The organism is Armatimonadota bacterium, assembly GCA_020354555.1.
In the GTDB taxonomy this organism is placed as follows: domain Bacteria; phylum Armatimonadota; class Hebobacteria.
The window spans coordinates 282,235-306,466 of record CP070648.1 but is presented as its reverse complement, the minus strand read 5'-3'; the positions used below and the strand labels follow the sequence as shown (position 1 = coordinate 306,466).

At 65.7% G+C, this 24,232-nt stretch carries 21 protein-coding genes and 2 tRNA genes; 8 read left to right on the top strand and 15 right to left on the bottom strand.

The window, feature by feature from the left end; genetic code table 11:
• The 4 genes from JSV65_01295 to JSV65_01280 form a co-directional block, all read right to left on the bottom strand.
• The coding region (locus JSV65_01295) for a TolC family protein (protein ID UCH35015.1) at positions 1-685 on the bottom strand (685 nt) is incomplete at its 3' end.
• A 210-nt stretch (positions 686-895) separates the two neighbouring features.
• On the bottom strand, positions 896-1,636 hold the full coding sequence (locus JSV65_01290; GenBank protein UCH35014.1) for a M48 family metalloprotease: 741 nt from the start codon (positions 1,634-1,636) through the stop codon (positions 896-898).
• Positions 1,637-1,763: 127 nt separating this feature from the next.
• Complete coding sequence (locus JSV65_01285; GenBank protein UCH35013.1) at positions 1,764-2,714, bottom strand: hypothetical protein; 951 nt, start codon at positions 2,712-2,714, stop codon at positions 1,764-1,766.
• Positions 2,711-3,661, bottom strand: coding sequence for a substrate-binding domain-containing protein (locus tag JSV65_01280; GenBank protein ID UCH35012.1), 951 nt, complete (start codon positions 3,659-3,661; stop codon positions 2,711-2,713). Before JSV65_01280 ends, JSV65_01285 begins: the two co-directional genes overlap by 4 nt.
• A gap of 63 nt (positions 3,662-3,724) precedes the next feature.
• On the opposite strand from JSV65_01280, the gene JSV65_01275 reads away from it, so the two are divergent.
• The gene (locus JSV65_01275; protein ID UCH35011.1) at positions 3,725-3,919 is read left to right on the top strand and encodes a DUF951 domain-containing protein; all 195 of its coding nucleotides are present in this window, start codon (positions 3,725-3,727) and stop codon (positions 3,917-3,919) included.
• Between the two features lie 135 nt (positions 3,920-4,054).
• Here JSV65_01275 and JSV65_01270 read toward each other — a convergent pair whose 3' ends face one another.
• Both JSV65_01270 and leuC read right to left on the bottom strand, forming a co-directional pair.
• Positions 4,055-4,564, bottom strand: coding sequence for a 3-isopropylmalate dehydratase small subunit (locus tag JSV65_01270; GenBank protein ID UCH35010.1), 510 nt, complete (start codon positions 4,562-4,564; stop codon positions 4,055-4,057).
• Between the two features lie 6 nt (positions 4,565-4,570).
• Entirely contained in the window at positions 4,571-5,857 is a 1,287-nt protein-coding gene (leuC, locus tag JSV65_01265) for a 3-isopropylmalate dehydratase large subunit (GenBank protein UCH35009.1), read from the bottom strand.
• A gap of 175 nt (positions 5,858-6,032) precedes the next feature.
• Between leuC and JSV65_01260 the strand changes: the two genes are divergently transcribed.
• Complete coding sequence (locus tag JSV65_01260) at positions 6,033-7,472, top strand: MATE family efflux transporter (protein UCH35008.1); 1,440 nt, start codon at positions 6,033-6,035, stop codon at positions 7,470-7,472.
• 129 nt (positions 7,473-7,601) lie between these two features.
• Here JSV65_01260 and JSV65_01255 read toward each other — a convergent pair whose 3' ends face one another.
• From JSV65_01255 to JSV65_01230, 6 genes are all read right to left on the bottom strand, one after another.
• A complete protein-coding gene (locus JSV65_01255; GenBank protein UCH35007.1) occupies positions 7,602-8,561 on the bottom strand; it encodes a hypothetical protein in 960 nt (319 codons plus the stop codon).
• 37 nt (positions 8,562-8,598) lie between these two features.
• A complete protein-coding gene (gene xylB / locus JSV65_01250) occupies positions 8,599-10,128 on the bottom strand; it encodes a xylulokinase (protein UCH35006.1) in 1,530 nt (509 codons plus the stop codon).
• An 85-nt stretch (positions 10,129-10,213) separates the two neighbouring features.
• The gene (gene thiL, locus JSV65_01245; GenBank protein ID UCH35005.1) at positions 10,214-11,227 is read right to left on the bottom strand and encodes a thiamine-phosphate kinase; all 1,014 of its coding nucleotides are present in this window, start codon (positions 11,225-11,227) and stop codon (positions 10,214-10,216) included.
• 35 nt (positions 11,228-11,262) lie between these two features.
• Complete coding sequence (gene thiE, locus JSV65_01240) at positions 11,263-11,907, bottom strand: thiamine phosphate synthase (protein UCH35004.1); 645 nt, start codon at positions 11,905-11,907, stop codon at positions 11,263-11,265.
• A gap of 70 nt (positions 11,908-11,977) precedes the next feature.
• A complete protein-coding gene (locus JSV65_01235) occupies positions 11,978-12,580 on the bottom strand; it encodes an SIS domain-containing protein (GenBank protein UCH35003.1) in 603 nt (200 codons plus the stop codon).
• A gap of 112 nt (positions 12,581-12,692) precedes the next feature.
• Entirely contained in the window at positions 12,693-13,652 is a 960-nt protein-coding gene (locus tag JSV65_01230) for an SDR family oxidoreductase (GenBank protein ID UCH35002.1), read from the bottom strand.
• A gap of 781 nt (positions 13,653-14,433) precedes the next feature.
• On the opposite strand from JSV65_01230, the gene JSV65_01225 reads away from it, so the two are divergent.
• The 4 genes from JSV65_01225 to JSV65_01210 all read left to right on the top strand — a co-directional run bounded on the left by JSV65_01225 (position 14,434) and on the right by JSV65_01210 (position 18,181).
• Positions 14,434-14,931, top strand: coding sequence for a type II secretion system protein (locus JSV65_01225; protein ID UCH35001.1), 498 nt, complete (start codon positions 14,434-14,436; stop codon positions 14,929-14,931).
• Positions 14,932-14,978: 47 nt separating this feature from the next.
• The gene (gene nrdR, locus JSV65_01220; GenBank protein UCH35000.1) at positions 14,979-15,437 is read left to right on the top strand and encodes a transcriptional repressor NrdR; all 459 of its coding nucleotides are present in this window, start codon (positions 14,979-14,981) and stop codon (positions 15,435-15,437) included.
• A gap of 88 nt (positions 15,438-15,525) precedes the next feature.
• Entirely contained in the window at positions 15,526-17,760 is a 2,235-nt protein-coding gene (locus JSV65_01215) for a vitamin B12-dependent ribonucleotide reductase (GenBank protein UCH34999.1), read from the top strand.
• Between the two features lie 332 nt (positions 17,761-18,092).
• Positions 18,093-18,181: transfer RNA gene (locus JSV65_01210), tRNA-Leu, on the top strand.
• 171 nt (positions 18,182-18,352) lie between these two features.
• On the opposite strand, the gene JSV65_01205 is transcribed toward JSV65_01210, so the two are convergent.
• Positions 18,353-19,099: a sulfite exporter TauE/SafE family protein gene (locus JSV65_01205; GenBank protein UCH36664.1), complete on the bottom strand. Its 747-nt coding sequence runs from the start codon at positions 19,097-19,099 to the stop codon at positions 18,353-18,355.
• Between the two features lie 526 nt (positions 19,100-19,625).
• On the opposite strand from JSV65_01205, the gene JSV65_01200 reads away from it, so the two are divergent.
• Together JSV65_01200 and JSV65_01195 are read left to right on the top strand one after the other, a co-directional pair.
• The gene (locus tag JSV65_01200) at positions 19,626-19,874 is read left to right on the top strand and encodes a CopG family transcriptional regulator (protein UCH34998.1); all 249 of its coding nucleotides are present in this window, start codon (positions 19,626-19,628) and stop codon (positions 19,872-19,874) included.
• A gap of 121 nt (positions 19,875-19,995) precedes the next feature.
• Entirely contained in the window at positions 19,996-22,671 is a 2,676-nt protein-coding gene (locus JSV65_01195; protein ID UCH34997.1) for a fused MFS/spermidine synthase, read from the top strand.
• Between the two features lie 184 nt (positions 22,672-22,855).
• On the opposite strand, the gene JSV65_01190 is transcribed toward JSV65_01195, so the two are convergent.
• A complete protein-coding gene (locus JSV65_01190; GenBank protein ID UCH34996.1) occupies positions 22,856-23,872 on the bottom strand; it encodes an SUMF1/EgtB/PvdO family nonheme iron enzyme in 1,017 nt (338 codons plus the stop codon).
• A gap of 135 nt (positions 23,873-24,007) precedes the next feature.
• Positions 24,008-24,083, bottom strand: a tRNA-Thr gene (locus JSV65_01185).
• Between the last annotated feature and the right edge of the window lie 149 nt (positions 24,084-24,232).

The following is a 24,232-nucleotide window of genomic DNA, read 5'->3' as shown; positions in this document are numbered from 1 at the left end:
CCTGGATGAGGAGCTGCTCGCTCTCGGCGAGTCGCGTCTCCGCCCGCAGCACGTCGAAGCGGGGCGCGGTGCCCGCATCGAAGATGGCCTGGGCCAATCGCACATACTCACCCGCCGCGTCTACGGTCTGCTCGGCGACTCGAACCAGGTCCGCCGCCAGCAGCACGCCGTAGTAGGCCTGCTTGACGTCATTCACGACTGACTGGCGGACACGCGTCAACTGCTCCGACTGCGCGGACACGCCAGCGCTGGCCTGGCGCACCGCAGCCGGCACAGCCCCGCCGGTGTACAGCGGCTTGGCAACAGTAAGCGTGCCTTGCGTCTGATCCTTGCGCCCGAAGGTGACCTGCTCAAAGCTGATGTACTCGGGCGGCGGGGCAGGTACAGGCAGGACGAATTCGGCCACGTCGCTGACGTGTGTACGAACGACCTCGAGATTGGCAGTCAGCGACTTGCCGGCACGCGCCTGGACGACCGTCGCCCGCGCAGCCCGCAGATTCTGTTCCGCCTCGTGCAGGCGCGGATTGAGTTCCAGGGCCGTGGCAATGGCGTCATCCAGGGTGAGTGACTCCGGCGCTTGCGCCGCCGCCGTCTCCTCAGCACTCGCCGGATACGGGACGGCCATCACGAAGGCCAACCCGACGATAACCGACACTATCAGCGTCGTGTTGCGTCCTGACATCATTCTGGCTCCTCCCTCACGCGTCGCAGCCCTATGCCGGAGATTCATTCCGCCATCGGATCCGATTCGATCCGGCGATACGTAGCCCGCGCATGATCGATGCGCCCCACAACGAGCAGCGAGGGCATGAATAGCCTCATGCCCCCGCAACGGTTGGCTCCCGGCCGCCACGGCCGGGCCCACACGGCCCGGCCTCATGCGAGTCAGGTGAGACTACTGGGTTGTGTGTTTCTCCGCCGCCGCGATCTTCTCCTCCAGCACCCGGATGCGTTCGTTGGTCGGCGGGTGGGTCGCGAACCACCGGCTGAGTTCCGATGGCTTGGTCTTGTCCAACGACTCCAGCCGTTTCAGAAACGTCACGCCGCCCCTGGGGCTGTGACCCGTCTTGAGCAGATAGCGCACCGCCATGCCGTCGGCCTCGCGCTCGTGGTCGCGGCTGTAACCGCTCACAAGCAAGACTTGCAGCAGATCCGACACCAAGGCTTCGGTCGTCGCCGAGCGGTCCAAGATGAGACCGAACGCGAGCGACAGCCCGATCCCCTGCTCGAGTTGCCTCACGCCGTGCCGCTTGGCGATGTGCGCCACCTCGTGCCCCATGACGAACGCGAGCTCGTCATCGGACAGCTTCTCCGTCATCAACCCGCGCGTCGCGTACACCCAGCCCCCGGGCACCGCAAGCGCGTTGATCTCCTTCGTGTTGAGGATGCCAAAGCGGTAGTTCAAGCCCGTGCGGCCCGACACCGCGACCATTTCCTTGCCCAGTTTCTCGAGGCGCTTCTCCGCCGCCTCGTCGCGGTACACGCCGTACCTTTGCTCCAGAGCGGCGGCGGTATTCGAACCGAGGATGACCTCGAAATCGGTGCCGATGATTCGGGCGTCCGCCGGCCCCGCTAGCCCTGCGATCGCCACCACGAGCCCAATAGCCGCGGCGAATCGCGCGCCACATCGTCTCATCGCCGTCCTCCCTCCAAGGCGTACCCCCAAGCCGCTTCTTCCCACTGCTATTCTAACCCGAAAACGCGGTCGGCGTTGTCGCGCCGCTCCGCCAGAGTCGGATGGTGCCGCGCAGGCCCTGTCCCGCCTACGGCTCCGCGCCCGGACCGCCGTACTCCTCGCGCACGCGGAGCATATGGCGATAGCTCTCAATCGGCACGCCGTTGAAGATGCAGTTGCTCGTGGCATAGATGTACCCGCCCTGGTTCACGCCGCCGTGGCGCAGGCAGTAGCGCGCGCTCTCGGCGATCTGTCGCGGTGTGCCGGATTGCACGTATGCGAGGTTGACGTTGCCGATCAAACACATGCGGTCGCCGACGAGTCGCTTGACCTCGGCGATATCCACACCCGCCATGGGGTCGAGTGAGTGCAGCGCCCGCGCGCCGGAGTCGGCCAACTGGTCGAGGATAGGCATGATATCGCCGTCGGTGTGCTTGCACGCATATGCGCCGGCGGCGTTCCACGCCGTGCACTGCTGGCGCAGGAATGGCGCGACATATTCCGCGAACATGGCGGGCGACAGGAACGGGCCGTCATTGAAGCAGTAGTCCGCGCACATGAACACTATCTCCGCGCCGCCGCGAATCAGCTTCAAGCCGTGCTCGATCGCCCCTTCGACCTGCTGCTGCGCCTTCTCCAGAGCTTCTTGCTTGCGCTCGGTCAGGAACACTACGTGCTCCACCATGTTCTCGCCGCTGGGGATGGAGAACGTGCCGTCAACGAACGCGCTGAGCATATACGTGTCGCCGGCGATCTCGCGCACGTACTCGAAGCTCGCCAACTGGTCCTCCAGCGGCAGCCAGTGCAGACCGGTAATCACGGAGTAATCGAATTCGCGAGCGACTTCGACCCAGTGCTCGGCATTGCGCTTGAGCATATCCTGACGGCGCGCGCCGCTGACCTCCTTGAGGTCGTCGCCGCGGAGCGCGTGCTTGCCGAACACTTCCTCGGACAACTGGAATTCCAACTCCAGGTGCGGCACCAGTCCGTCCGGTCGGCGCAGTTCCAGCGCCTCGATGGCGCGCTGTCGCGGCGTCATCGGGACGCCTCCTTCGGCAGGAACTCCGCCAGATTGTCGCGCGTGATGAGTTTCACCGGCACCTGCACCGTCTTCTCCACCGGCTCACCCCTCAAGGTGCTGAGCGCGATGCGCACGCCCATGCGTCCCATCTCCTCGGGCTGCTGCGCGACGGTCGCCGCCAGGTCGCCCTCGCGAATCGCCTCCAGCGCATCGGCGTTCCCATCGAAACCGACGACGACCACGTCCTTTCGCCCTGCGCCCGCAAGCGCCCGGGTCGCCCCGAGCGCCATCTCGTCGTTCTCGCAGAACACGGCGCGGATGTCGGGATGCGCCTGGAGCATGTTCTCCATCACCTCCATGCCCTTCGCGCGCTCGGAGTACGCCGTCTGGCTGGCGGCGACCTCGATGCCGCGCTGCTTCATGACATCGGCAAAGCCCTGACCGCGCTTGCGCGCGTTCTCGACACCCGGCTGCGCCGAGATGTGCGCCACCGGCCCCTTTGCGCCGATCCGCTCCGCAATGAACTCCCCTGCAAGCCGACCCCCGGCCTCGTTGTCGGATATGATAAGCGCGACGTATTCGCCGCCCTTCACGCCGATATCCACGATCACGACGGGAACCTTCGCCTCATTCGCGGCGCGTACGGCAGGCACGATGGGATCGCTCTGGTACGGCGAAATCAGTATCGCGTCCACGTCCTGCTGGACGAGATCCTCGATGTCGCTGAGCTGCTTGCGGGCGTCGCCCTGGGCGTCAACGACGAGGAGTTCCGCGCCGGCCTTTTCCGCCCCTTGGCGCACGCCGTCCGTGACCCGCTGCCAGAAGACGTTGGCGAGGCTTGCCGTCGAGTACGCCAGGCGCGGTGCTTGTGCCCCCGGCGGCGCGCCGCCTCGCTGGCACCCGATGGCGAGGACGGCTCCCAGCGCGAGCGAACTGAGCGCAATGATAATCCTTGACTTCAACATCGCCCTCCGTATCCGACAGGGCCTGCCCTGTCTGTGCCGAATACATCGTTCGTGAACGGCCCGATGCACATAAGCCTCGGCGACCAGGTTCGCCTGCGCAAGACCCACCCCTGCGGCGGCGACGTGTGGGAGATCGTGCGCACCGGCATGGATATCCGCGTCAAGTGCCTCACATGCGGGCGCTCGGTTCTGCTCCCACGCTCCCAGTTCGAGAAGCAGGTCAAAGAGTTCGTTAAGACGACGAGCCAGTTGGGGTAACCACGTCGGCTCGCCGCGGATTAACGCAGATCGGCACGGATCAAGACACGATCCGAACCACGAACGTCTGGTGTCTCTGTGCGCTTCCCGCCCGCAACGTTATCGGAATCCGCGCCCATCCGTGAAAACCGGCGGCTAGTCTTCGGTCGTCCCGATGCCCAGGCGCCGCCGCGTGTACGGTATCAGCCCGCCTGCCGAGATGATGTCCTGGAGGAACTCCGGGAAAGGTTGGGCCTGATATGTCTTGCCGCGCGTGACATCACTGATCGTGCCTGACGTCAGGTCGATCTGCACGTCGTCGCCGGCTTCGATCTCGGCCGCGGCCTGCGGGCTGACGAGCACGGGCAGGCCGATGTTGATGGCATTACGGAAGAAGATGCGCGCGAAGCTGCGCGCGATGACCGCGCTCACGCCCGACGCCTTGATCGCCATCGGCGCGTGCTCGCGCGAGCTGCCGCAGCCGAAATCCTCGCCGCCGATCATGACGTCGCCGGGCTGCACGCGTTTGACGAACTCCGCGTCAAGGTCCTCCATGCAGTGCGCCGCAAGTTGATCGGCGTCGCTGACGTTGAGATAGCGCGCGGGGATGATGACGTCGGTGTTGACGTGATCGCCGTATTTGTGTGCGCGGCCTTTCAGGATCATGGCAGTTCAACCCTCCTCGGGTGGGTCAGCACCGAGTTCCGCCGGGCTCGCGATGCGCCCGAGGACTGCCGACGCGGCGGCGATCGCCGGTCCGCTGAGATAGACCTCGCTCGACGGGTGGCCCATTCTGCCGACGAAGTTGCGGTTGGTGGTCGCGATCGCGCGCTCGCCCTCCGCCAGGACGCCCATGTGCCCGCCGAGGCACGGGCCGCACGTCGGCGTCGAGACCGCCGCCTCTGCGTCAAGGAAGATATCAATCAGCCCCTCGCGCAGAGCCTGGCGATAGACCTGCTGCGTCGCGGGGATCACCACCAGCCGGACGTCCGGGCTGACCTCGCGCCCGCGCAGCACGTGGGCTGCGATGCGCAGGTCCTCGATCCGCCCGTTGGTGCACGATCCGATGACGGCCTGGTCTATGCACACCTCCCCCACTTCGCTGATCGGCCGCGCGTTCTCCGGCAGATGAGGGAAGGCGACCTGCGGCTCAATATCCGCGCAGTCGAACTCATGGATCACGGCGTACTCCGCGTCGTCATCGCTGCTGAGGAATCGCGGCTCGCGCTGGGAGCGGCCGTCGAGATACGCGCGCGTGATATCGTCCGGCTCGATGATCCCGTTCTTGCCGCCCGCCTCGATGGCCATGTTGCACATAGTCAGCCGGTCGGCCATGGGCAGGGCGCGAATCGCTTCGCCCGTGAACTCCATCGCCTGGTACAGCGCTCCCGAGACGCCGATGCGCCCGATGGTGTAGAGGATCAGGTCTTTTCCGCCGACCCACGGCTGCCGCCGTCCGTTGAAGACGAACCTAATTGACTCCGGGACGCGCAGCCACGTCTCCCCGGTCGCCATGGCGGCGGCGAGGTCGGTCGAGCCGACGCCTGTCGCGAAGGCCCCGAGCGCGCCGTACGTGCACGTATGCGAGTCGGCGCCGATGACGCAATCGCCCGCCGTCACCAGGCCCTGCTCGGGGATCAGCGCGTGCTCGATGCCCATGCGGCCCACTTCGAAGTAGCGCGAGAGATGCTGCTCCCTGGCGAACCGGCGCATCGCCAGGCACTGCTGGGCGGAGTTGATGTCCTTGTTCGGCGTCGAGTGATCCGGCACGAGCACGATCCGGTCGCGGTCGAATACCCGCTCGGCGCCGATGCGGCGGAACTGCTCGATAGCGATGGGCGCGGTGATGTCGTTGCCGACGAGCAGGTCGAGCGTGACGTTGATGAACTCCCCGGGTGCGACGTCGTCGCGGCCGCAATGAGCGGCAAGGATCTTCTGCGTAATCGTCTGGGGTGGCATACGCGGCTCCGGTCTCCGCGCGCATTATACCGGAACCCCCAGCGGCCCCGCAAGCGCGAGTCGCTCGTTGGCGACCGCGGTGGGCAGCCGAGCGCCGTACAGCGCGACGACTCTTTTGCCGCTCCGGGGTGACGGCTATTTCGCAGGGATGGCCTGTTAGGGTACAATGTCCTGCATGAGTCTCGGCACCAACCAAACGACCGCCGGCGCGCGGCGTCCACAGAGCGGGCGCGATTTGACCACCGGCAGCATCCCCCGGCATCTCGTCGCTTTCTCCACGCCCATGCTGGCGGGGAGTTTGCTGCATACTGCATACAGTCTCGTCAACGCGTTCTGGGTCGGCAAGTTCCTCGGCACTACGGCCCTCGCCGCGATCACCGTCAGCATGCCGGCGGTGTTCGTGCTCATCGCCGTTGCCGCCGGGCTGACACTCGCCACGAACATCGTGATCGCTCAGCACTACGGGGCCCGCGACTGGGAGCGGCTGAAATCCGCGGTGCAGACATCCATCGTGCTCATCGGCGGATCCAGCTTCGTATTCCTGGTTGTCGGCGAGATCGTCGCTCGCGATCTGCTCGTGGCCATTAACACGCCGGCGGGAGTCTTGCCGTCCGCTTTCAGCTACATGCGCATCTTCCTGCTCGGGCTGCCGTTCGGCTTCGGCTTCTTCCTGCTCGCTTCCATGCTCCGGGGGATCGGCGACTCCGCCACGCCGGTGTATTTCCAGACCGTTTCCGTGGGGCTCAATATCGTGCTCGACCCTTTGTTGATGTTCGGCCTGCTCGGGCTGCCAGCGCTCGGCATCGCCGGAGCGGCGTGGGCGAGCGTCATCGCGCAGGCGGTGGGCGTCGCGGCGCTTGTGGCGTACATCCAGGTCAGAAAGCCGTTGGTGACGCCGGACTGGCGGCGGCTGCGGGTCGAGGCCTCGACCGCGTGGCTGCTGGTCAGGATCGGCCTGCCGGCGATGGTTCAGCACTCCGTCGTCTCCGTGAGCCTGCTTGTCATCGTGAGTTTCGTGAGCAGGTTCGGCGAGAACGCAGACGCGGCGTTCGGCGCGGGCTTGCGCATTGACCAGGTTTCCTTTCTCCCCGCCATCACCATCGGCGCAGCGATCTCCACGCTGGCCGGGCAGAACATCGGGGCGAAGCGCTACGAGCGGGTCCACCTCGTCTTCCGCTGGGGTCTCCTGGTCAGCGTGGTCATCTCGCTCCTGATCACGGTGGTGGTAATCAGCATTCCCGGGGTCTTGCTCCGGGCTTTTCTCAATGAGCCGGAGGTGATCGCCATCGGCGTCAGTTACCTGCGCATCGTGGGCATCACGTATGTGCTCTATGCGGTACTGTTCGCCAGCAACGGGGTCATCAACGGGGCAGGCTACACCACGTGGACGACGCTGATTTCGGTGATCGGGCTATGGGGAGTTCGCCTGCCGCTGGCATACATACTCCCGCGGCGCATGCACGACGTGCGGGGAATCTGGTGGGCGATGCTGCTCAGCGTCGGGTGCAGCGCGCTCCTGAGCCTGGCGTATTATGCCACCGGGCGGTGGAAGCGACCGATCATCCGGGCCGGCCAGAATGACGCACGGAATGCGCGCTCGCCAGACGTGGTATGACGCCAACCGAGAAGGCGTTCGCTGCGTGGAGTTCGCTCCCGTAAGAGCCATACCAGGAAGACAATATCGCGAGGATCTTCGGTAGGCTGAGACCGTGGGCTTCCGGGGCGTGCCGCTTTTGACACTCCGCTACCGCGGCACCAGCAGCGCCTGCGCTTCTTCGATCAGCGCGAGGCAGTTGGCGAGTGGGACGTCGTCCTGAATGGACTGCGCCGGTGACAGAATGTACCCGCCACCCGCGCCGAGCAGCGCCGCAACCTCGCGCACCTCGCGGCGGACTTCCTCTGGCGTCCCGCGCGGCAGCGTCTGCTGTGTGCTGATGCCGCCCCAGAACGCGAGCCGGTCGCCGAAACGCTGTTTGATCTCGCGGATGTCCATGCACTCCGGCTGCACGGGGTTGAGCACCTGCACGCCCATCTCGACGACTTCCGGCAGCACCGCGAAGATGTTGCCGCAGGAGTGGAGAAACGCGGCCTTGCCCGACTGGCGGATGAGCTTGAACATGCGCGCGTGGCGCGGGCCGATGTAGCGATGCCAGTAGTCCGGGCCCATCAGCAACGATTTCTGCGCGCCCCAATCGCAGCCGAGCAGGACACCGTCCACGTCAGCGCCGAGCATCATCTCGAGCATGCTCAGGTCGGCAGTCACGATGCGCTCGAACAGCGCGTCGCAGTAGTCCTCGTGCTGCGCCATGTCAACCAGCAGGTTCTCCATGCCGCGCAGGAACCACGCCTTCTCGAACAGCGACGCGTAGTACGTCACGAGCAGAAAGCAGTCCGTCGTCTCGCGCAGGCGGGAGACGGTATCGTAGAACTCGGGGTAACTGCCGATGCCGCGGACGTCCGCCACGCGCGACGGCGCGTCGTGGGCCAGTTGCTCTTCCGGCGCGTTGACGAACTCCCACCATGGGCCGCCGAAACAGCGAATGCAGTTGCCAATAGCGGCGTCGAGGTCGTCCGTCCCGTAGTGCGCGGCGAGCATTTCCGCAGCCGGCCCGGTGAACTGGAACGAGTACGGAATATGTCCCGTCTCTTCGTGCGCGATTGCCGCGCAAACGGCCTCTCGGCGAGTGATGATCATCGGAGCCATGGCGAACGCGTAGGCCGGCGGCTGCACACACCCGCCGTCAGCTTACAAGTCGTCCTACCTCGACGAAGTGATCCTTCAGCGAGGCGTACAGCGCCTGGTAGATGGGATAGAAGGTGTCGTAGAGCGCCGAGTTGTCCGGGTTGGGCATGGTGCGCTGCGTGACGGAGATCGTGCGATCGCACGCATCCTCGACACTGGCGTAGATGCCCGCCCCAACGCCCGCCAGCAGCGCGACGCCGAAGGCGGGTCCCTCGTCAACGTTGATCGTCACCAGTTCCGCATCGAACACGTCTGCCTGGATCTGCCGCCACAGCTCGCTGCGGGCGCCGCCGCCGGATGCGCGCACCTGGGAAATCGGCAGGCCCATCGCACGCAGGATCTCGAGCGAATCGCGCAGGCCATATGAGACACCCTCGAGTATCGCGCGCACGAGATGCGGTCTGCCGTGCCGCAGGTTGAGCCCGAAGAACACGCCGCGCGCCCAGGGATCCGGGTACGGCGTGCGCTCGCCCGTCAGATACGGCAGGAAGATCAGTCCCTCGCACCCCGGCGGGGCGTGCGTCGCCTGTTCCGTCAGCAACTCATAGGGGTCAATGCCGCGCTCGTTTGCGATGGACACCTCCTGCTCGGCGAGCGCATCGCGATACCATCGCAGCGAGCCGCCTGCGGAAAGCATAACGCCCATGACGTGCCACTTCCCCGGCACGGCGTGGCAGAAGGTGTGGGTGCGAAGCTGCGCGTCCATCTTCGGCTCATCCATGTGCGCGAAGACGACGCCCGAGGTGCCGGTGGTGACTGAGACTACGCCCTCGCGGACGATGCCGTTGCCGACGGCGCCCGCGGCCTGATCCCCGCCGCCGCCGACGACCGGGATCCCCTCGGCCAAGCCCGTCGCCTCCGCCGCTTCCTTGCAGATGCGCCCCGAAACCTCCGGCGACTCGTACACTGCGGGCAGCATGTCCTCGGTGAGGTCGAGCGCCGCGAGCATCTTCTGCGACCAGCGCCGCTCGGCGATATTGAGGAGCGATGTACCCGACGCGTCCGAGACCTCCGTCGCGAACTCGCCGGTCAGCTTGAGCCGGACGTAGTCCTTGGGGAGCAGGATCTTGCGCACGCGGGCATAGGTGTCCGGTTCGTTCTGCCGCAGCCATACGATCTTCGGCGCGGTGAAGCCGGTGAGCACCGGGTTGAAAGTCTCTTCGACTACCGTCTTCTCGCCCGCGCGCTCGGTAATCCAGCGGCACTGGTCGGCGGTGCGCTGGTCGCACCACAGAATCGCGGGGCGCAGCACTTCGTTGCGCTCATCGAGGAACACCGAGCCGTGCATCTGCCCGGACAACCCGATGCCCGCAACCTCCCCAGGCGCGACCCCACTCGCGCTCAGGACATCGCGAATGCCTTTGGCCGTTGCGTCCCACCAATCCGCGGGATCTTGCTCGGCCCACGCCGGCTTCGGCGTGTGCAGCGGGTACTCGTAGTTGGCGCGCGCGACGATGCTGCCGTCGGGGGCGACGAGCAGTGTCTTGGTTCCGGTTGTGCCGACATCAATGCCGATCAGATAACTCAATTGTCCTCCTCCGTGCCAGCGCCGCCAGCGGTCGTGCGATGGATGCAGGGCTGGCGTGACGCGCAGAGCCACGCGCCGGCCTGAGTTAGCCGCGCGACTGCGAGAAATGGTCGAACGCGCCAGCGAGCGGCATTTCGTCGCCATCGGAGCGCACGAGGGTCTCGCCCTGCTCCGCATCCACGACCTCCCCTACTGCCGTCAGGGGCACGGCCGTCTCATGGTGCAGGAACTCAGCCAGTCGTTCGGCCTCATCGGGGCGCACCGCCACCAACAGCTCGTAGTCCTCTCCTCCGCGCAGGGCGAGGTCGAGCGGATCCACGTCAAGACGTTTCGCTGCGGCCGCACACGCCGCGCCGATGGGCACGCGGTCGGCGTACAGGCGCACGCCGACGCCGCTCTCTTCCGCGATATGCCGGGCGTCACCTGCCAGCCCGTCACTGACATCAATCGCCGCGGTAACATGGCCGCCGCGCGCCAGGATGCGCGCCTCATTGAGCCGCGGCACGGGGCGTAAGTGTTTCACAACGGCGTCCTCTTTGTCTTCTCCGGGCGACCGCTCTGCCTCGAGGATTCGCAGCCCCGCGGCGGCATCGCCGAGGGCTCCCGTCACCATCAGCACGTCGCCCGGCTGCGCCCCAGACCGACGCATCAGGAGAGCTTCCTCCACTTCGCCGAGCAGCGACACCGAGACCATCACGCCGCCAGTCGAGCCGACGATGTCGCCGCCGATTATGCTCGCGCCGTATTCACTTGCGGCAGCGTCAAGCCCGTCGTAGAGTTTGTCAACGAATTGCGAGTCCAGGTCGCCGGGAAGGCTGAGGCAGACGAGTGCCTGGGTCGGCTGGCCGCCCATCGCCGCAATGTCGCTGATATTCTGCGCCATCGCCTTCCAGCCGAGGTCGTTCGGCGCCATCCACCGACGGCGGAAGTGGACGTCTTCCACCATGGCGTCCACCGTGAAGAGGAGCAGGTGACCCGGCTCGGGCCTGATCGCGGCCGTGTCATCGCCCGGGCCGACGACAACCGCCCCAGACATCTGAGGCCACCGGGCGCGCAGTCGCGCGATGAGGCCGAATTCGCCGAGGTCTTTGAGGTTCATGGTGTCTCGACGTTACACCTGCATGCTGGTGCGCGCTACCTGCTTCCTCTCGCGCGTTTCGCGCGCTCGATCGCGTCGGCCAGGTGGCGCACCGCTGCTTCCATATCCTCAGCGCGGCTGACCGCTGAGATCACCGCGACCGCGTCCGCGCCCGCGCGCACTACGTCCGCCGCGTTGTCAATGGTAATGCCGCCGATGGCCACCAGCGGCAGCGAGACCTCGCGCCGGATCTCGGCGAGCCGCTGCGGACCCACCGGCGCGCCGGCATCGGGTTTGGTGTCGGTCGCGAACATCGCGCCGACGCCGAGGTAATCCGCGCCGTCCGCCACGGCCTGCTGCGCTTCCTTGACCGTAGCAGCCGACGCCCCGATGATGAACCGGCGGCGCTCCCATCCAGCGAGAGCGCGCCGCGCATCCGCGACCGGCAAATCCTCGTCGCCGAGGTGCACGCCGTGCGCCTGGGCGGCCAGCGCTACATCGAGCCGGTCGTTGACGATGAACAGCGCCCCTGCCTGTTCGCACATCTCCCGCAGTTCGCGCGCTGTCGCGAAAAGTTCGCGGACCGCCATGCCCTTGTCGCGCAGTTGGATCGTTTTGGCGCCCCCGGCCAGGGCAGCGCGCGCCACGTCGGCGTGGCTCCGCCCTTGCCAGCGCTCGGTAATGACGTAGAGGCCATACATGCGGAGTCCTGATCCTGCTTGACCCACCGGATTCGGCACCCGCCGCCGAAAGGCCTGTCGCCGCAGCGATTCACTTGCCCGCCGCGCGCTCGGTGTCCCGTAGGCACACGTATATCAGGTGGCAGATCACGAGGTGGACGTCCTCGATCTTCTGCATGTTGTCGCTGGGAACGATGATGGCGCGATCGGCGAGCTTCGCGAGGCGTCCGCCATCATATCCGGTCAGCCCCACCGTGAACGCTCCGACCTCCTTCGCCAGTTCAACGGCCCGCAGGACGTTCGCGGAGTTGCCGCTCGCGCTGATGCCGAGTGCGACGTCGCCCGGCTCGACGAAGTTGCGAAGCTGCTCGGCGAAGATGTTCTCGTACGCCGTGTCGTTGGCCCAAGCGGTGATAAGCGCGACGCTGTCCGTCAGGGCGAGCGCGCGGTAGCGAGGCCGATCCGGGCCGTAGTCAATGCCCTTGGCAACGTCCTCGATGAAGTGCGAGGCGCACGCCGAGCTGCCGCCGTTGCCGAACGCGAAGATGTGACGGCCGCGCGTGTATGCGTCGTACATGACGTCGGCGATCTCGCTGATGGCATCCCCGGGCAGTTCCGCAATGATACGCTGAACGTCCTCGAGGTAATCCGCAATGCGCTGCTCCTGCGCAGCGCGAAGTGCTGCATCGGTCATTCATGTCTCCTCTGGTGGTCACGGACATTGGGCAAGCCGCCGAGGTTCCCCTGGAATGGCGTTCGTGAGTGACTGCCTGGTCCGCATGCCCCTCGGTAACACGCGGACCTCATCAGGTTTGCTCCCGCGCGAGGCGCGCCTTGAACCACTCAATGGTCTGCGACAGGCCTTCTTCGGGCGACACGCGGGGCTCGTAGCCGAGGCGTTCCCGAGCCATGGTCAGGTCCGGTCGGCGAGCCCTGGGGTCGTCGGTCTGCGGCGGCACGAACTCTATCCTACTGTTCGATCCCGTCAACGGGATGATGAGGCGCGCCAGTTCGATCACCCGCATCTCTTTGTCGTTTCCAATGTTAACCGGCCCGGCCTCGGCGGAATCGAGTAGCCGCAGCAGCCCATCAACCAGGTCCGACACGTAGCAGAAGCTCCGCGTGTGCGATCCGTCGCCGTAGACAGTGACCGGCTTGCCGCGCAATGCCTGCGCAATGAAGTTCGGCACCACGCGCCCGTCGTCGAGCCGCATGCGCGGGCCGTAGGTGTTGAATATCCGCGCAATCCCAGTGCCCACGCCGTGCATCCTTCGGTAGGCGCTCGTCAAAGCCTCCGCGAACCGCTTGGCCTCATCATAGCACGAGCGCGGGCCGATCGGATTGACGTTCCCGCGATACTCCTCGGTTTGCGGGTGCACCTCCGGGTCGCCGTAGACTTCAGAGGTTGAGGCCAGGAGGAATCTCGCCCCCTTGTCGCGAGCGACCTCGAGAGCGTTGTGAGTCCCCGCCGAGCCGACCTTGAGTATCTCGATGGCGTGGCGCGGGAAGTCAACCGGACTCGCCGGGCTGGCGAAGTGCAGCACGCAATCCACCGGCTCGTCCACATCGAACGGTTCGCTGACGTCGTGGCGCCTGAAGGCGAAGCGCGGGTTGCTCTGCAGATGCTGCACGTTCGCCTCGTCGCCGGTGATCAGATTGTCAAGGCAGATGACGCGGTATCCCCGTTTCACCAGCGCGTCACAGAGGTGGGATCCGAGAAAGCCGGCTCCGCCGGTGATGACCGCCGTTCGAGGTTCCGCGCTCATGGGGCGTGCGCTGCGTCCTTGTCGTCAGCCTGGCCTGGAGGGGCGCAGGAGAAGGTGATTGGCCGCCGCGAAACTCCTGCGCCGGTGGTCGTGGGCAGTATAGCAACGGCATTTCCAGGTGTCAAGGAAATGATTATTGGAGCATTGAACGCGCACCTTTGGCCGCCATGGCATGCACTCAAGCCGGGCGTCATTCCTCAATGGCGCAGCCGTCGCGCCTGCGAACCCGCGCGGTTCGGCGGGCGAGACGCCGGCCCCGTCGTGATGCCCTCCAGGTCACGCCGGACTCAGAACAGCGCGCCTTGCGGCGTCGCTGAGGGGCCCGGTTGCTTCACTCCCGCCTCAATGGCCCGTTCCGTTTCGCGGGATGGCCGTGGCGAGCCGAAGGTCCTACCCCTCTGTCCTCGAGCGGCGACACCCGGCCAAATTACGCAAAAGGGTGTTTGCAATCGCGTGGCGAATCATGCCTGATGCCCGGGAATCCTGATTTCCGCGCAAAAAGTGGTATAATCCTATTGACACACAATATATTGTGTGGTATTATGCCGCCCGCCCCTAGATATGGTCGGCGCTGTGTGCGGAGGTCAAACAGCCTCTGCCGGTCATTCCGGCGAACTCGAAAGGGCCTCTGCGGCCGACCGGAGACGGGGTGATCGCGGGCGTACACGGAGCGGACGAGGCATTCTCTCGTTCGCAATCGTGTGGGATGAAACGGGATGAGACGTTGCGGGCCTGGGCGAGTTGTGCCAGGCCGCGGCGACTACGCCGGAAGCAGAAGACGATGACGGGAAGGTCGTCTCACTGGAACAGCCAGCTCCTGCGGCACAGCGTCGCTTCCAGGCGCGCCTTCACGCTCGTGGAGCTGATGGTCGTCCTGGTCATTATCATCATCCTCGCCGGTCTGGTGTTTTCGGTCAGCGGGGCCGCGCGCGGGGCTGCGCGTCGCACGATGTGCATCAACAATCTCAGGCAGTTGGGAACGGCCCTGGAGATGGTGCGCGAGGATCACGGCGAGTATCCCCAAGACCTCAGCGAGATCTACAAGCGGTCCGACCGAGATGTATGGTATTGCCCAAGCGACCGCCGCATCGAAGCACGCGAGCGGACCATCCTGACCAGTTACGAGTATCCTCGCGGCGACGCGGGCGGGGCGATTGCCGAGAGAGCCAAGGAGAAGATGCTCCTGCTCGTGTGCCGACATCACGACAAGCGGAAGGCGCTGCTGACGTACGAGGGCGGGGCGATCAAGTTTCAGTCGCTGCCCGAGTTTCTGAGATAAGGACTATTGCGAATTCGCGTTTCGAAACACGCGTGAGTTGAGTCGAAATGACCTGCCCATTCTGTCACAGCCCGGAAAGCCGGGTCGTTGACTCCCGCCTCGCTGAGGACGGCGCAGCGATCAGGCGTCGGCGGGAATGCGAGAGCTGCGGGCGGCGGTTCAATACCTACGAGCGGCCTGAGGAGGTGCCGCTGTTTGTCATCAAGAAGGACGGTCGCCGCGAGCCGTACGACCGCAGTAAGATCATGGTCGGGATCACCAAGGCCTGTGAGAAGCGGCCGGTGTCGCGCGAGGATATCGAGCGCCTCGCGGACGAGATCGAGAGGGCGCTGCGGGATCAGATGGCGACCGAGGTTCCCGCGCCGCAGATCGGCGAGATGGTGATGGAGCGCCTGCGACAGTTGGACGCGGTGGCCTACGTGCGCTTCGCGTCGGTGTACAAGGAGTTCCGTGACGTGGACTCTTTCCTCGAGGAGATTCGAGGGCTCGCACAGCATGGCACCTAGGCCGCGCGAAGCGGCGGGGTCCCACTCGCCGCCAACGCCGCCTGGAGCACGAACTACACGAAACGAGGAACAGGAAATGCCGCAACTGATGCAGCCACAACTGAACGACAACGCCTTGACTGTCCTCGAGCGGCGGTATCTGAGAAAGGATGCCGACGGCAACCCGGTCGAGACGCCGGAGCAGATGTTCTGGCGCGTTGCCGTGGACATCGCCGGCGCCGACCGCAAGCACGACCCGTCGGTTGATACCGAAAGCATCGCCCTCGACTTCTACGAGCTGATGGCGAGTCTCGACTTCTTGCCCAACTCGCCGACCCTGATGAACGCCGGGCGAGATCTGCAGCAGCTCTCCGCGTGCTTCGTCTTGCCGGTCGCCGACGCGATGGAGTCCATCTTCACCGCAATCAAGAACACGGCACTCATTCACCAGAGCGGCGGCGGCACCGGCTTCTCATTCAGCCGCATCCGCCCCAAGAACGATCGCGTCGCCTCCACCGGCGGCATCGCCTCCGGGCCGGTCAGCTTCATGAAGGTCTTCAACTCGGCGACCGAGGCGGTCAAGCAAGGCGGCACGCGGCGCGGCGCCAACATGGCGATCCTCAAGGTGGATCACCCCGACATCCTCGAATTCGTCGCCTGCAAGCAGGATCCTGCGGTGCTCACCAACTTCAACATCTCGGTTGGCATCACCGAGGCCTTCATGAGCGCAGTCGAGCAGGGCGAGGACTACGAACTCATCAACCCGCGCACCGGGCAAAGCGTGCGCGCGCTCGCCGCGCGCCATGTCTTCGATCTCATCGTGGACATGGCGTGGCGCAACGGCGAGCCGGGCATCGTCTTCCTCGACCGCATCAATCGTGATAATCCGACCCCCGCGCTGGGCGACATCGAGAGCACCAACCCGTGCGGCGAGCAGCCGCTGCTCCCATACGAATCGTGCAACCTTGGTTCCATCAACCTCGCCCACATGGTCAAGGACACGCCCTCCGGGCCGGAGATTGACTACGCCCGCCTCGGCGACGTCGTCACCCGCGCGGTGCATTTCCTGGACAACGTCATAGACCAGAATCGCTACCCGCTGCCCGAAATCGAGCAGATGACCAAGGCCAACCGCAAGATCGGCCTCGGGGTCATGGGCTTTGCCGACATGCTCATCCGCCTCGGCATTCCTTACAACCACGAGGATGCTTTGCGCATCGGCGAGCAGATCATGGAGTTCATCGGCGAGAAGGCGCGCGCCGCATCCGTCGAACTCGCCCGCACGCGCGGTCCCTTCCCGAATTTCGACAAGAGCACCCACGCCGACGGCGAGCCGCTGCGCAATGCCACCATTACGACCATCGCGCCGACGGGAACGCTGTCCATCATCGCGGGCTGCTCGGGCGGGGTCGAGCCGCTGTTCGCGGTCGTCTTCACGCGCAACATCCTCGACGGCCAGAAGCTCCTCGAGGTGCACCCGTTGTTCGAGGAGGTCGCCAAGGAGCGCGGGTTCTACTCCGAAGCGCTGATGGAGACGATCTCGCAGCAGAAGAGCATCGGCGAACTGAACGACATTCCCGAGGATGTGCGCCGTCTGTTCGTGACGGCCTACGACGTGTCCCCGGAGTGGCACGTGCGCACGCAGGCGGCGTTCCAGAAGCACACCGACAACGCCGTGAGTAAAACCGTCAACTTCCGCCAGGAGGCGACGCCGGAGGACGTTCGCTCCGTGTACATGCTCGCCTATCGGCTGGGATGCAAGGGGGTCACCGTGTACCGCGACGGCAGTCGCCGAGAGCAGGTGCTGACCACCGGCGCGCAGGACGCCGGCCAAGTCGAGCAGCAGTCGCGCGCGCCCGGCCAGCACATCACGCCGCGCCCGCGCCCGCACGTCACGCGCGGGGCGACGTACAAGACCCGCACCGGCTGCGGCAACCTATACGTCACCATCAACGAGGACGAGCACGGGCTGTGCGAAGTCTTCACCTCGATGGGCAAGCAAGGCGGGTGCATGGCGTCGCAGGCCGAGGCGGTGAGCCGGCTGATCTCGCTCGCGCTGCGTTCGGGGGTCGCCCCGGAGTCGGTCATAGACCAGCTCAAGGGCATCCGCTGCCCGAACCTATCCTGGGAGAACGGCGGCAAGGTGCTGTCTTGCGCCGACGCGATTTCCAAGGCGATCGAGCGGCACCGGATCGGTGACGCCGCGGAGGATGAGGGCCAGGTGCAGAAGGAGATTGCCGATCTCCTCGGCCTCTGTCCCCAGTGCCCGGAGTGCGGCGGAACGATCGAGCTGAGCGAAGGCTGCCTGGTCTGCCGCTCCTGCGGCTACAGCAAGTGCCCGTAGAGGCGCGCTGGGGCGGAGTCTGCAGGCGGGTCCGCATCCTCTCAGTGGGTGCGCGATCTAGAGGCTGAGCCGTGCGCATTCGCTCGAGTTGTACGCTGAGCCGCTCTTCGCGGTAGCAATCCGTTTGATCTCCGCCGACGCGAAGCGACTGGCCTGGGCAGTCGAGGCCGCCTGCCCAGCTCGTGCAGTTCCGCTACGCCACTCGCCAGGCATTGAGGCCCGCCGACCATGTTGCGAGTGTCAGTGCAGCTATTGCACTCTCCCTCGCGCAGTGCTATTCTTGTCCTGGTTTCGATTCTGTCATGTGTATGCTGTGATCTGTCAGCTTGTCTGCCGGGGTGGCGGAATCGGTATACGCAGGGGACTTAAAATCCTCGGTCCGGAGACGGACACGCGGGTTCGACTCCCGCCCCCGGCACCACCGAGCTCTTCCCCTCCATGCGCCTGCACCTGACCCATTCCCCGCTCTGCCTGATGTGTCGAACGCGGCCGTCGGAGCGCGGCGCGTCGCCCACCAACAGCGAGGGGCACGGCCCGCCTGCGGCGGTTAGACATGCCGTGCCCCCACACTGCAAACAGCACAGCGCTGCCTCTAGGCCAGCGCCTTCCAGAGAGTGACCGCGCCGAGGACGAGGACGACGATGCCGATCAGCACCTCCAGCCGCGTCTTGCGGTCGAGCACCTTCGTCGTCAGCGCCGCGCATGGGGCGGAGATCGTCGCGCCGACGATGATCGGCAGGGCCAGCACCGGATCCGGCCAGCCCTTGACGAACACGTAGGATATGACCCCGACGAGGCATATCAGCGCCTCTGCGATGGAGGTGCAGCCGACCGCGGTCCTGCCCTCGCAGCCCGACAGAATCTGGCCGCCGGTCACGATCGGCCCGTACCCGCCGCCGCTCATGCCCTTGTTGAACGCGCTGATCAGGCCCAACCCGGCTATCTTACTCCACGAGAATGAGGATCGGTGGTTGCGCCGCCACAGAATGAGAATCCCCATGGCAAGAATCATCACCGCAATATAGAGCTTCAATGCCACCTTCGAGATGCTGACCGCGACGAACACCGCGACGATCGCCCCAACGACTCCGGCCAACGACAGCACTGCGACCACGCCGCGGTCGCGCGATCCGCGCCTGAAGTTGGCATTCCCGAGGGATTGATGGAATCCCCCAGCCGTGAGCCCGGTGATGAACTCCGATAGGAGCACCACCGGCACCACCCGGAGCGGCCCAAAGCCCAGGAGCATCAGCAGCGGGGTGAGCGTCGTGCCGTAGCCCATCCCCAGGCTCGAATCCACGAACTCGCACGCAAATGCCACGGCAAACAACAGGCCCATCGTCGTCCACGGCAGCGGCCCGACGGCTCCGTGCCAGCCGAAGAATGCCACCTCGGCCACGACCACGGCCGTCAACACCACCACAGACCACGGTATCACGAGGCCCCGTGGCCTCAGTTGCTCTGGAGCGGCAGACTGCGCTTCCGCCATTCTTTCCTCCCGGTACACTCCTATAGGAGTTACACTCCGCTGGGAGTGTACCACACAACGGACATCCCGTCAATACCTATGGAGTCTCGTGTATTGCCGCAGCACCGGTAATACACGTAGACTCTTCCGGGCGAGGCTCGTTTGGGAGGTGCCCCGCCGTCCCTTGCGTCCTTCCCTAACCTGGGTTATTCATACTACCATTGAGTCGCGTGTATCTTGCGTGTCACGTGTGCGCGCATGAATAATGCGCGCTGATACACGAACCTCGATAGTGACGGGGGCTCAGCGGTCGCATCAGTCCCACGGAACTTGACACTCGGCGGAGAGGCCGCCTATACTCTCGCGGGAGTGACGGCGCTTAAGGGAAGGCAATGCGATGCCAGATTCCGAGCAAGTGACTCTGAAGATTCCCCGGACGCTATACGAACGCCTGAAGGACGTTATCGCTGACACAGGCTTCCGCTCGGTCACGGAGTTCGCGGTGTACGTGCTGCGCGACCTTGCCTCCACACACGCGGCCGCAGCAGGGCCCGCCGACCAGCCCCGCCAGCCCGTGGATCACCCCCTCACTGCCGAGGAGATCGAGGCCATCCGCCAGCGGCTGCGGTCGCTGGGGTATCTATAAGTTCCCCCTCAGCGGCATACCGCGCGGCCGGCCGACTCCTCGCCACCGCCTCCAGGCCCGAAGCCGCCGTCTGCATCACTGGACGCCGCCGCGAGGGGGCACGGCAATCGTGAGTTCGCACATGGACGATATCACTCCCACACGGGCCGGCCCTCCCCCCGCGGAGTCGAGACCGCCCCTGCGCGCCGTCATTGCCATCGCTTTCTTCTTCTCCGGTGCGTCGGCTCTGTTTTACCAGGTCATCTGGCTCCGGCAACTCGCTACGGTCTTTGGCAATACGACTCTCGCGATCTCGGTCACACTGACCGCGTTCATGAGCGGCCTGGCCCTCGGCAGCTATGCCTTCGGGCGGGTCGGCGACCGGGCGGCGCGGCCGTTTCGTATCTACGCTTGGCTCGAGATACTGATCGGCGCATATGGTCTGGTGAGCCTCTCCGTCCTTCACGGAGTTCACGCCGGCTACCTGGCACTGGCGTCGCGCCTGCCGTACGACAGTTCCTGGCTCGTGGGGTACCAGTTCTGGGCAAGCTTGCTCGCGCTGGTGGCACCAACCGCGCTGATGGGCGGGACGCTCCCGATCGCCAGCAAAGGGATCGTGCGCCGTCTTGACGGCATCGGCCCGGAAGTCGGCAGGCTGTACGGCATCAACACCCTGGGAGCTGCCGTGGGGGTGCTCCTGGTTGGGTTCGTACTGCTCCCCGTGCTCGGCCTGTGGCATGCGGTGGTGCTCGCCGCGTGCCTCAACCTGGCGGTCGGCGCTGCGGTGCTTGCCGCGGATGCGTGGCGGGCCCGAGCCGAAGCACGCGGCTCGCGGGACCCCCGACCCGCGCCCGCCGCTGACGCGCCTTCGTCGCCCGATGGCGAGACGGAAGCGCATGCCCCGTCCGACGGCGACACCCCGCTGCGAGTGATACTCGTCCTCGGCCTTGCGTTGTCAGGCTTCTCGGGCCTGGCGCTCGAAGTCGTCTGGGCGCGCGCGTTCTCACTCTACGTCGGAAGCTCGGTGTACGCTTTCTCGGCGATACTTCTGGCGGTGCTGATCGGCATCGGCCTGGGCAGCCTGCTTGTCGCGCGGTTGAGCGCGCGGCGCGAAGTTGACGTCACGTGGTTCGTCGCGGTGCAATTCGGCGCGGGAGTTGGGACGTTCGGGCTACTCTTCTTCTACAACTCGCTGGCCTTCGTGTTCCTGAGCATTGTGATGAGATTCTGGCGTTCGTTCCCGACGCTGCTTGCGCTCGAGGTGCTGGTGATCGTGGGGTGTCTGCTGCTGCCGGCGCTCTGCTCCGGCGCGGCGTTTCCCATCGCGAGCCGTCTCTTCATTCAGCGCTCCGCTGTACTATCGCGGAGCATAGGGACGCTGTACGCCGCCAACACCCTTGGCTGCATTGCAGGTTCGTTCGCCGCCGGGTTTGTGCTCATTCCCCACATTGGGCTGCGCGCGACGGTTATGCAGTGCGCAGCGTGCTACATGATCACCGCCGCGGCGGTGCTGCTCGTTGAGCGCGGGCCGAACCGCGCGGGCGGAGTGGTCGTGCTGGCGGGCCTTGCCGCGCTGGTTGCCTGGCTCCCGTCGTGGCGACAGGAACTCATGGTGGCCGGGTTTTTCCGCAGACAATACGATGAACTCGCGACCGCCAGAGCCGTCATGACGGCGCGCCGGGACGTCCTTTTCTACCGCGAGGGCTCGCTGGCGACGGTGGCGGTGATCCGCGGACGCCAGAACCGGTCCTTGGTCATCAACGCCAAGGTCGAGGCAAGCGACGTGTCCGTGGAAATGGACACGCAGACGATGCTCGCGCACTTGCCGCTGCTGCTGGCTGACAGGACCGAATCGGTGCTGGTGGTGGGGCTGGGCAGCGGCACAACGTGCGGCGCCGCAGCGCTACATCCGACCAGCACAATCGAGTGCGTCGAGATCGAGCCCGCAGTGGCCGCAGGGGCTCGTTACTTCTCGGACACCAACCGCGACGTGTTCGCCGACCCGCGCTTTCGCGTGGTGTTTGCCGATGCGCGCAACTACCTCGCCGCCGGCCGCCGCCGCTACGACGTCATCATCAGCGAGCCCTCGAACCCGTGGTTCGGCGGCACCGCCAGCCTATTCACGGTCGAGCACTTCCAGGCGCTCCGCGACAGCCTGGCCGACGACGGCGTCATCTGCCAGTGGGTGCAACTCTACGAGATGAGCCCGCAGGATCTGCGGTCCGTGGTCGCGACATTCGTTAAGGTCTTCCCCGACGCCACGCTATGGTGGGTGGGGCGCAGCCACGTGGACATCGCCCTGATCGCGCAGAAGCACCCGTGGAAGGTGGACTTCGATCGTTTCTCCGAGCGGATGGGCGCGCGCCCACAGATCATGCCCGACTTCGAGCGGGCGCAGTTGAAGCAGCCCGTGTCGGTGCTGGCGTGGCTTCTGCTGGGGCCTGATGATCTGCGCCGGATGAGCACGGGCAGCCGGTTGAACACGGACAACCTGCCGCTGCTGGAGTTCTCCGCCCCGCGCAGCCTCTATCGCGAGAGCAGCGCCGAGCAGAATCGCACGACGTGCGCCACCTACAAAGCGCAGCCGCTATCGGAACTCGTTGACCTCGGGCCCTCAGCAGCAGATGCAGACGCGAGGGCTGCGCTCGCCGAGTCGTTCATCGAGCAGCACGGGGCCGACCTGGAGGGAGCGCCCTATCTGTCCTGGATGCGGGACGAATACGCGGCCGCGGCCGCGCTCGCGCCGGGACGAGCGGATCTACGCGAGAAGCTCGCCGAGGTCGAGCAACGCATCAGCGAGCGGAAGCGCGGACGATGAGCCCGGCCTGAGCCCGCGCGGTGGCTGAGGCGCGGCGGCCGCCGGGATGCGCGTGGGCCGTCGCCCCGCGTCAGTTTCTCGCCAGTTCGGGTTGACGCGCTAATCGCGCTGGCCGTACGCGCCACTTGGTCGTCGACCGCCGCAGCCCCGAGAACGTGCGCCAACCGACTCGGTCAATGGTCGCTCATTCGGCTCCTCGGGCGCAACGGAAACCGAAGCTGCCGTAGTAGTGGTAGCGGTCGGCAGGGTGGGTCAGGCCGCCCTCGGCGCAACGGAAGAGGAGTGGAGGGTGGACGAGCCACGAACCGCCCCGAAGCGGCTTGTAGGCGCCGCTTGCAGGCGGAGCGAGGTCTCCCCTGGCATGGCGCTGGTGCGCCTTCTCGTCATACCAGCCCGCGCACCATTCCCACACATTCCCCGCCATATCTGCGCACCCGTAGGGGCTGTCACCCGCCGGATAGGACCCTACCGCCGCCGGGCCATGACGGAATGGGTCGTGAGACTCAAGCCACGCCACGGTAGCTGACAACGACGCAGCTTCGCTCACATACGTTTTGCCCGTGATAAGCCCGAAGTTGCGGCACCGCTTGCTGTCCCAGTCGCTCCCCCAAGGGAAGAGGCGCCCGTCGGCGCCGCGCGCCGCCTTCTCCCACTCTAGCTCGCTCGGTAGGCGTCCGCCCGCCCATTCCGCGTACGCGCGACCATCATCCCTTATCACGGACACGACGGGGAAGTCCTCCAGGCCCGAGGGCACCTCGCCGCCTTGCCAGTGGTCCGGCGCGTCATGCCCGGTGGCCTGCACGAAGCGCAGGTACTGAGCGTTCGTGACTTCCGTGCGCCCTATCCAGTAGCCCGGCAGATCCACCCGGCACTGCGGCTGCTCGTCAGCGAACGATTCGCGCTCATACTCTGGGTGCTCCTTCAGCCACGCGTCTAGCTCCGCGTCACCCGTGCCTAAGATGAACTCTCCCGGTGGGACGTACACCATGTCCATCCCATCCCTGGGATTCACCCACACGTCACCCGCGCGGGGGTCGGCGGGAGGCTCCGGCGTACGCCACACCACCGCGTTTGGGTTGACTTCCGGAGCGGGTGAGACTCGCTCGACGGGGCGACCGTCAGCGAGGGCAGCAGCAACGTTGAGGGCCATCCACAACAGAGAACACGGGACGATGTAGCAGCTTGCACCACGTATGTTCATGGCGTTCTCCCTGGGTCGCTCGTGGTCTTGTCGTGGTGTTCCCCATCCACGCCCGCGCTCCTGTTGGCCGCGGCCGACAGGGACGCCGAGGTGGTCGGGGTTCCCGGTCGAGGCGTTAGCGGTCAAGGGGGGAAATGGAGCCGGCGAGAGGAAACGAACCCCCAACCCGCTGATTACAACTCAGCTGCTCTACCTTTGAGCTACGCCAGGCAGCACGGCCCGACTATCGTGCTCAGAGGGTACACCTGACTGGGCATCATGTGCCCCTTCGGTTGGCCTGCCTTCGCCGAATCATGTGTCCAACAGCGGCCTGCGAAACGTCACATGGTCAGCCCGTGACCTGCTGTTTCCACGCGCTCT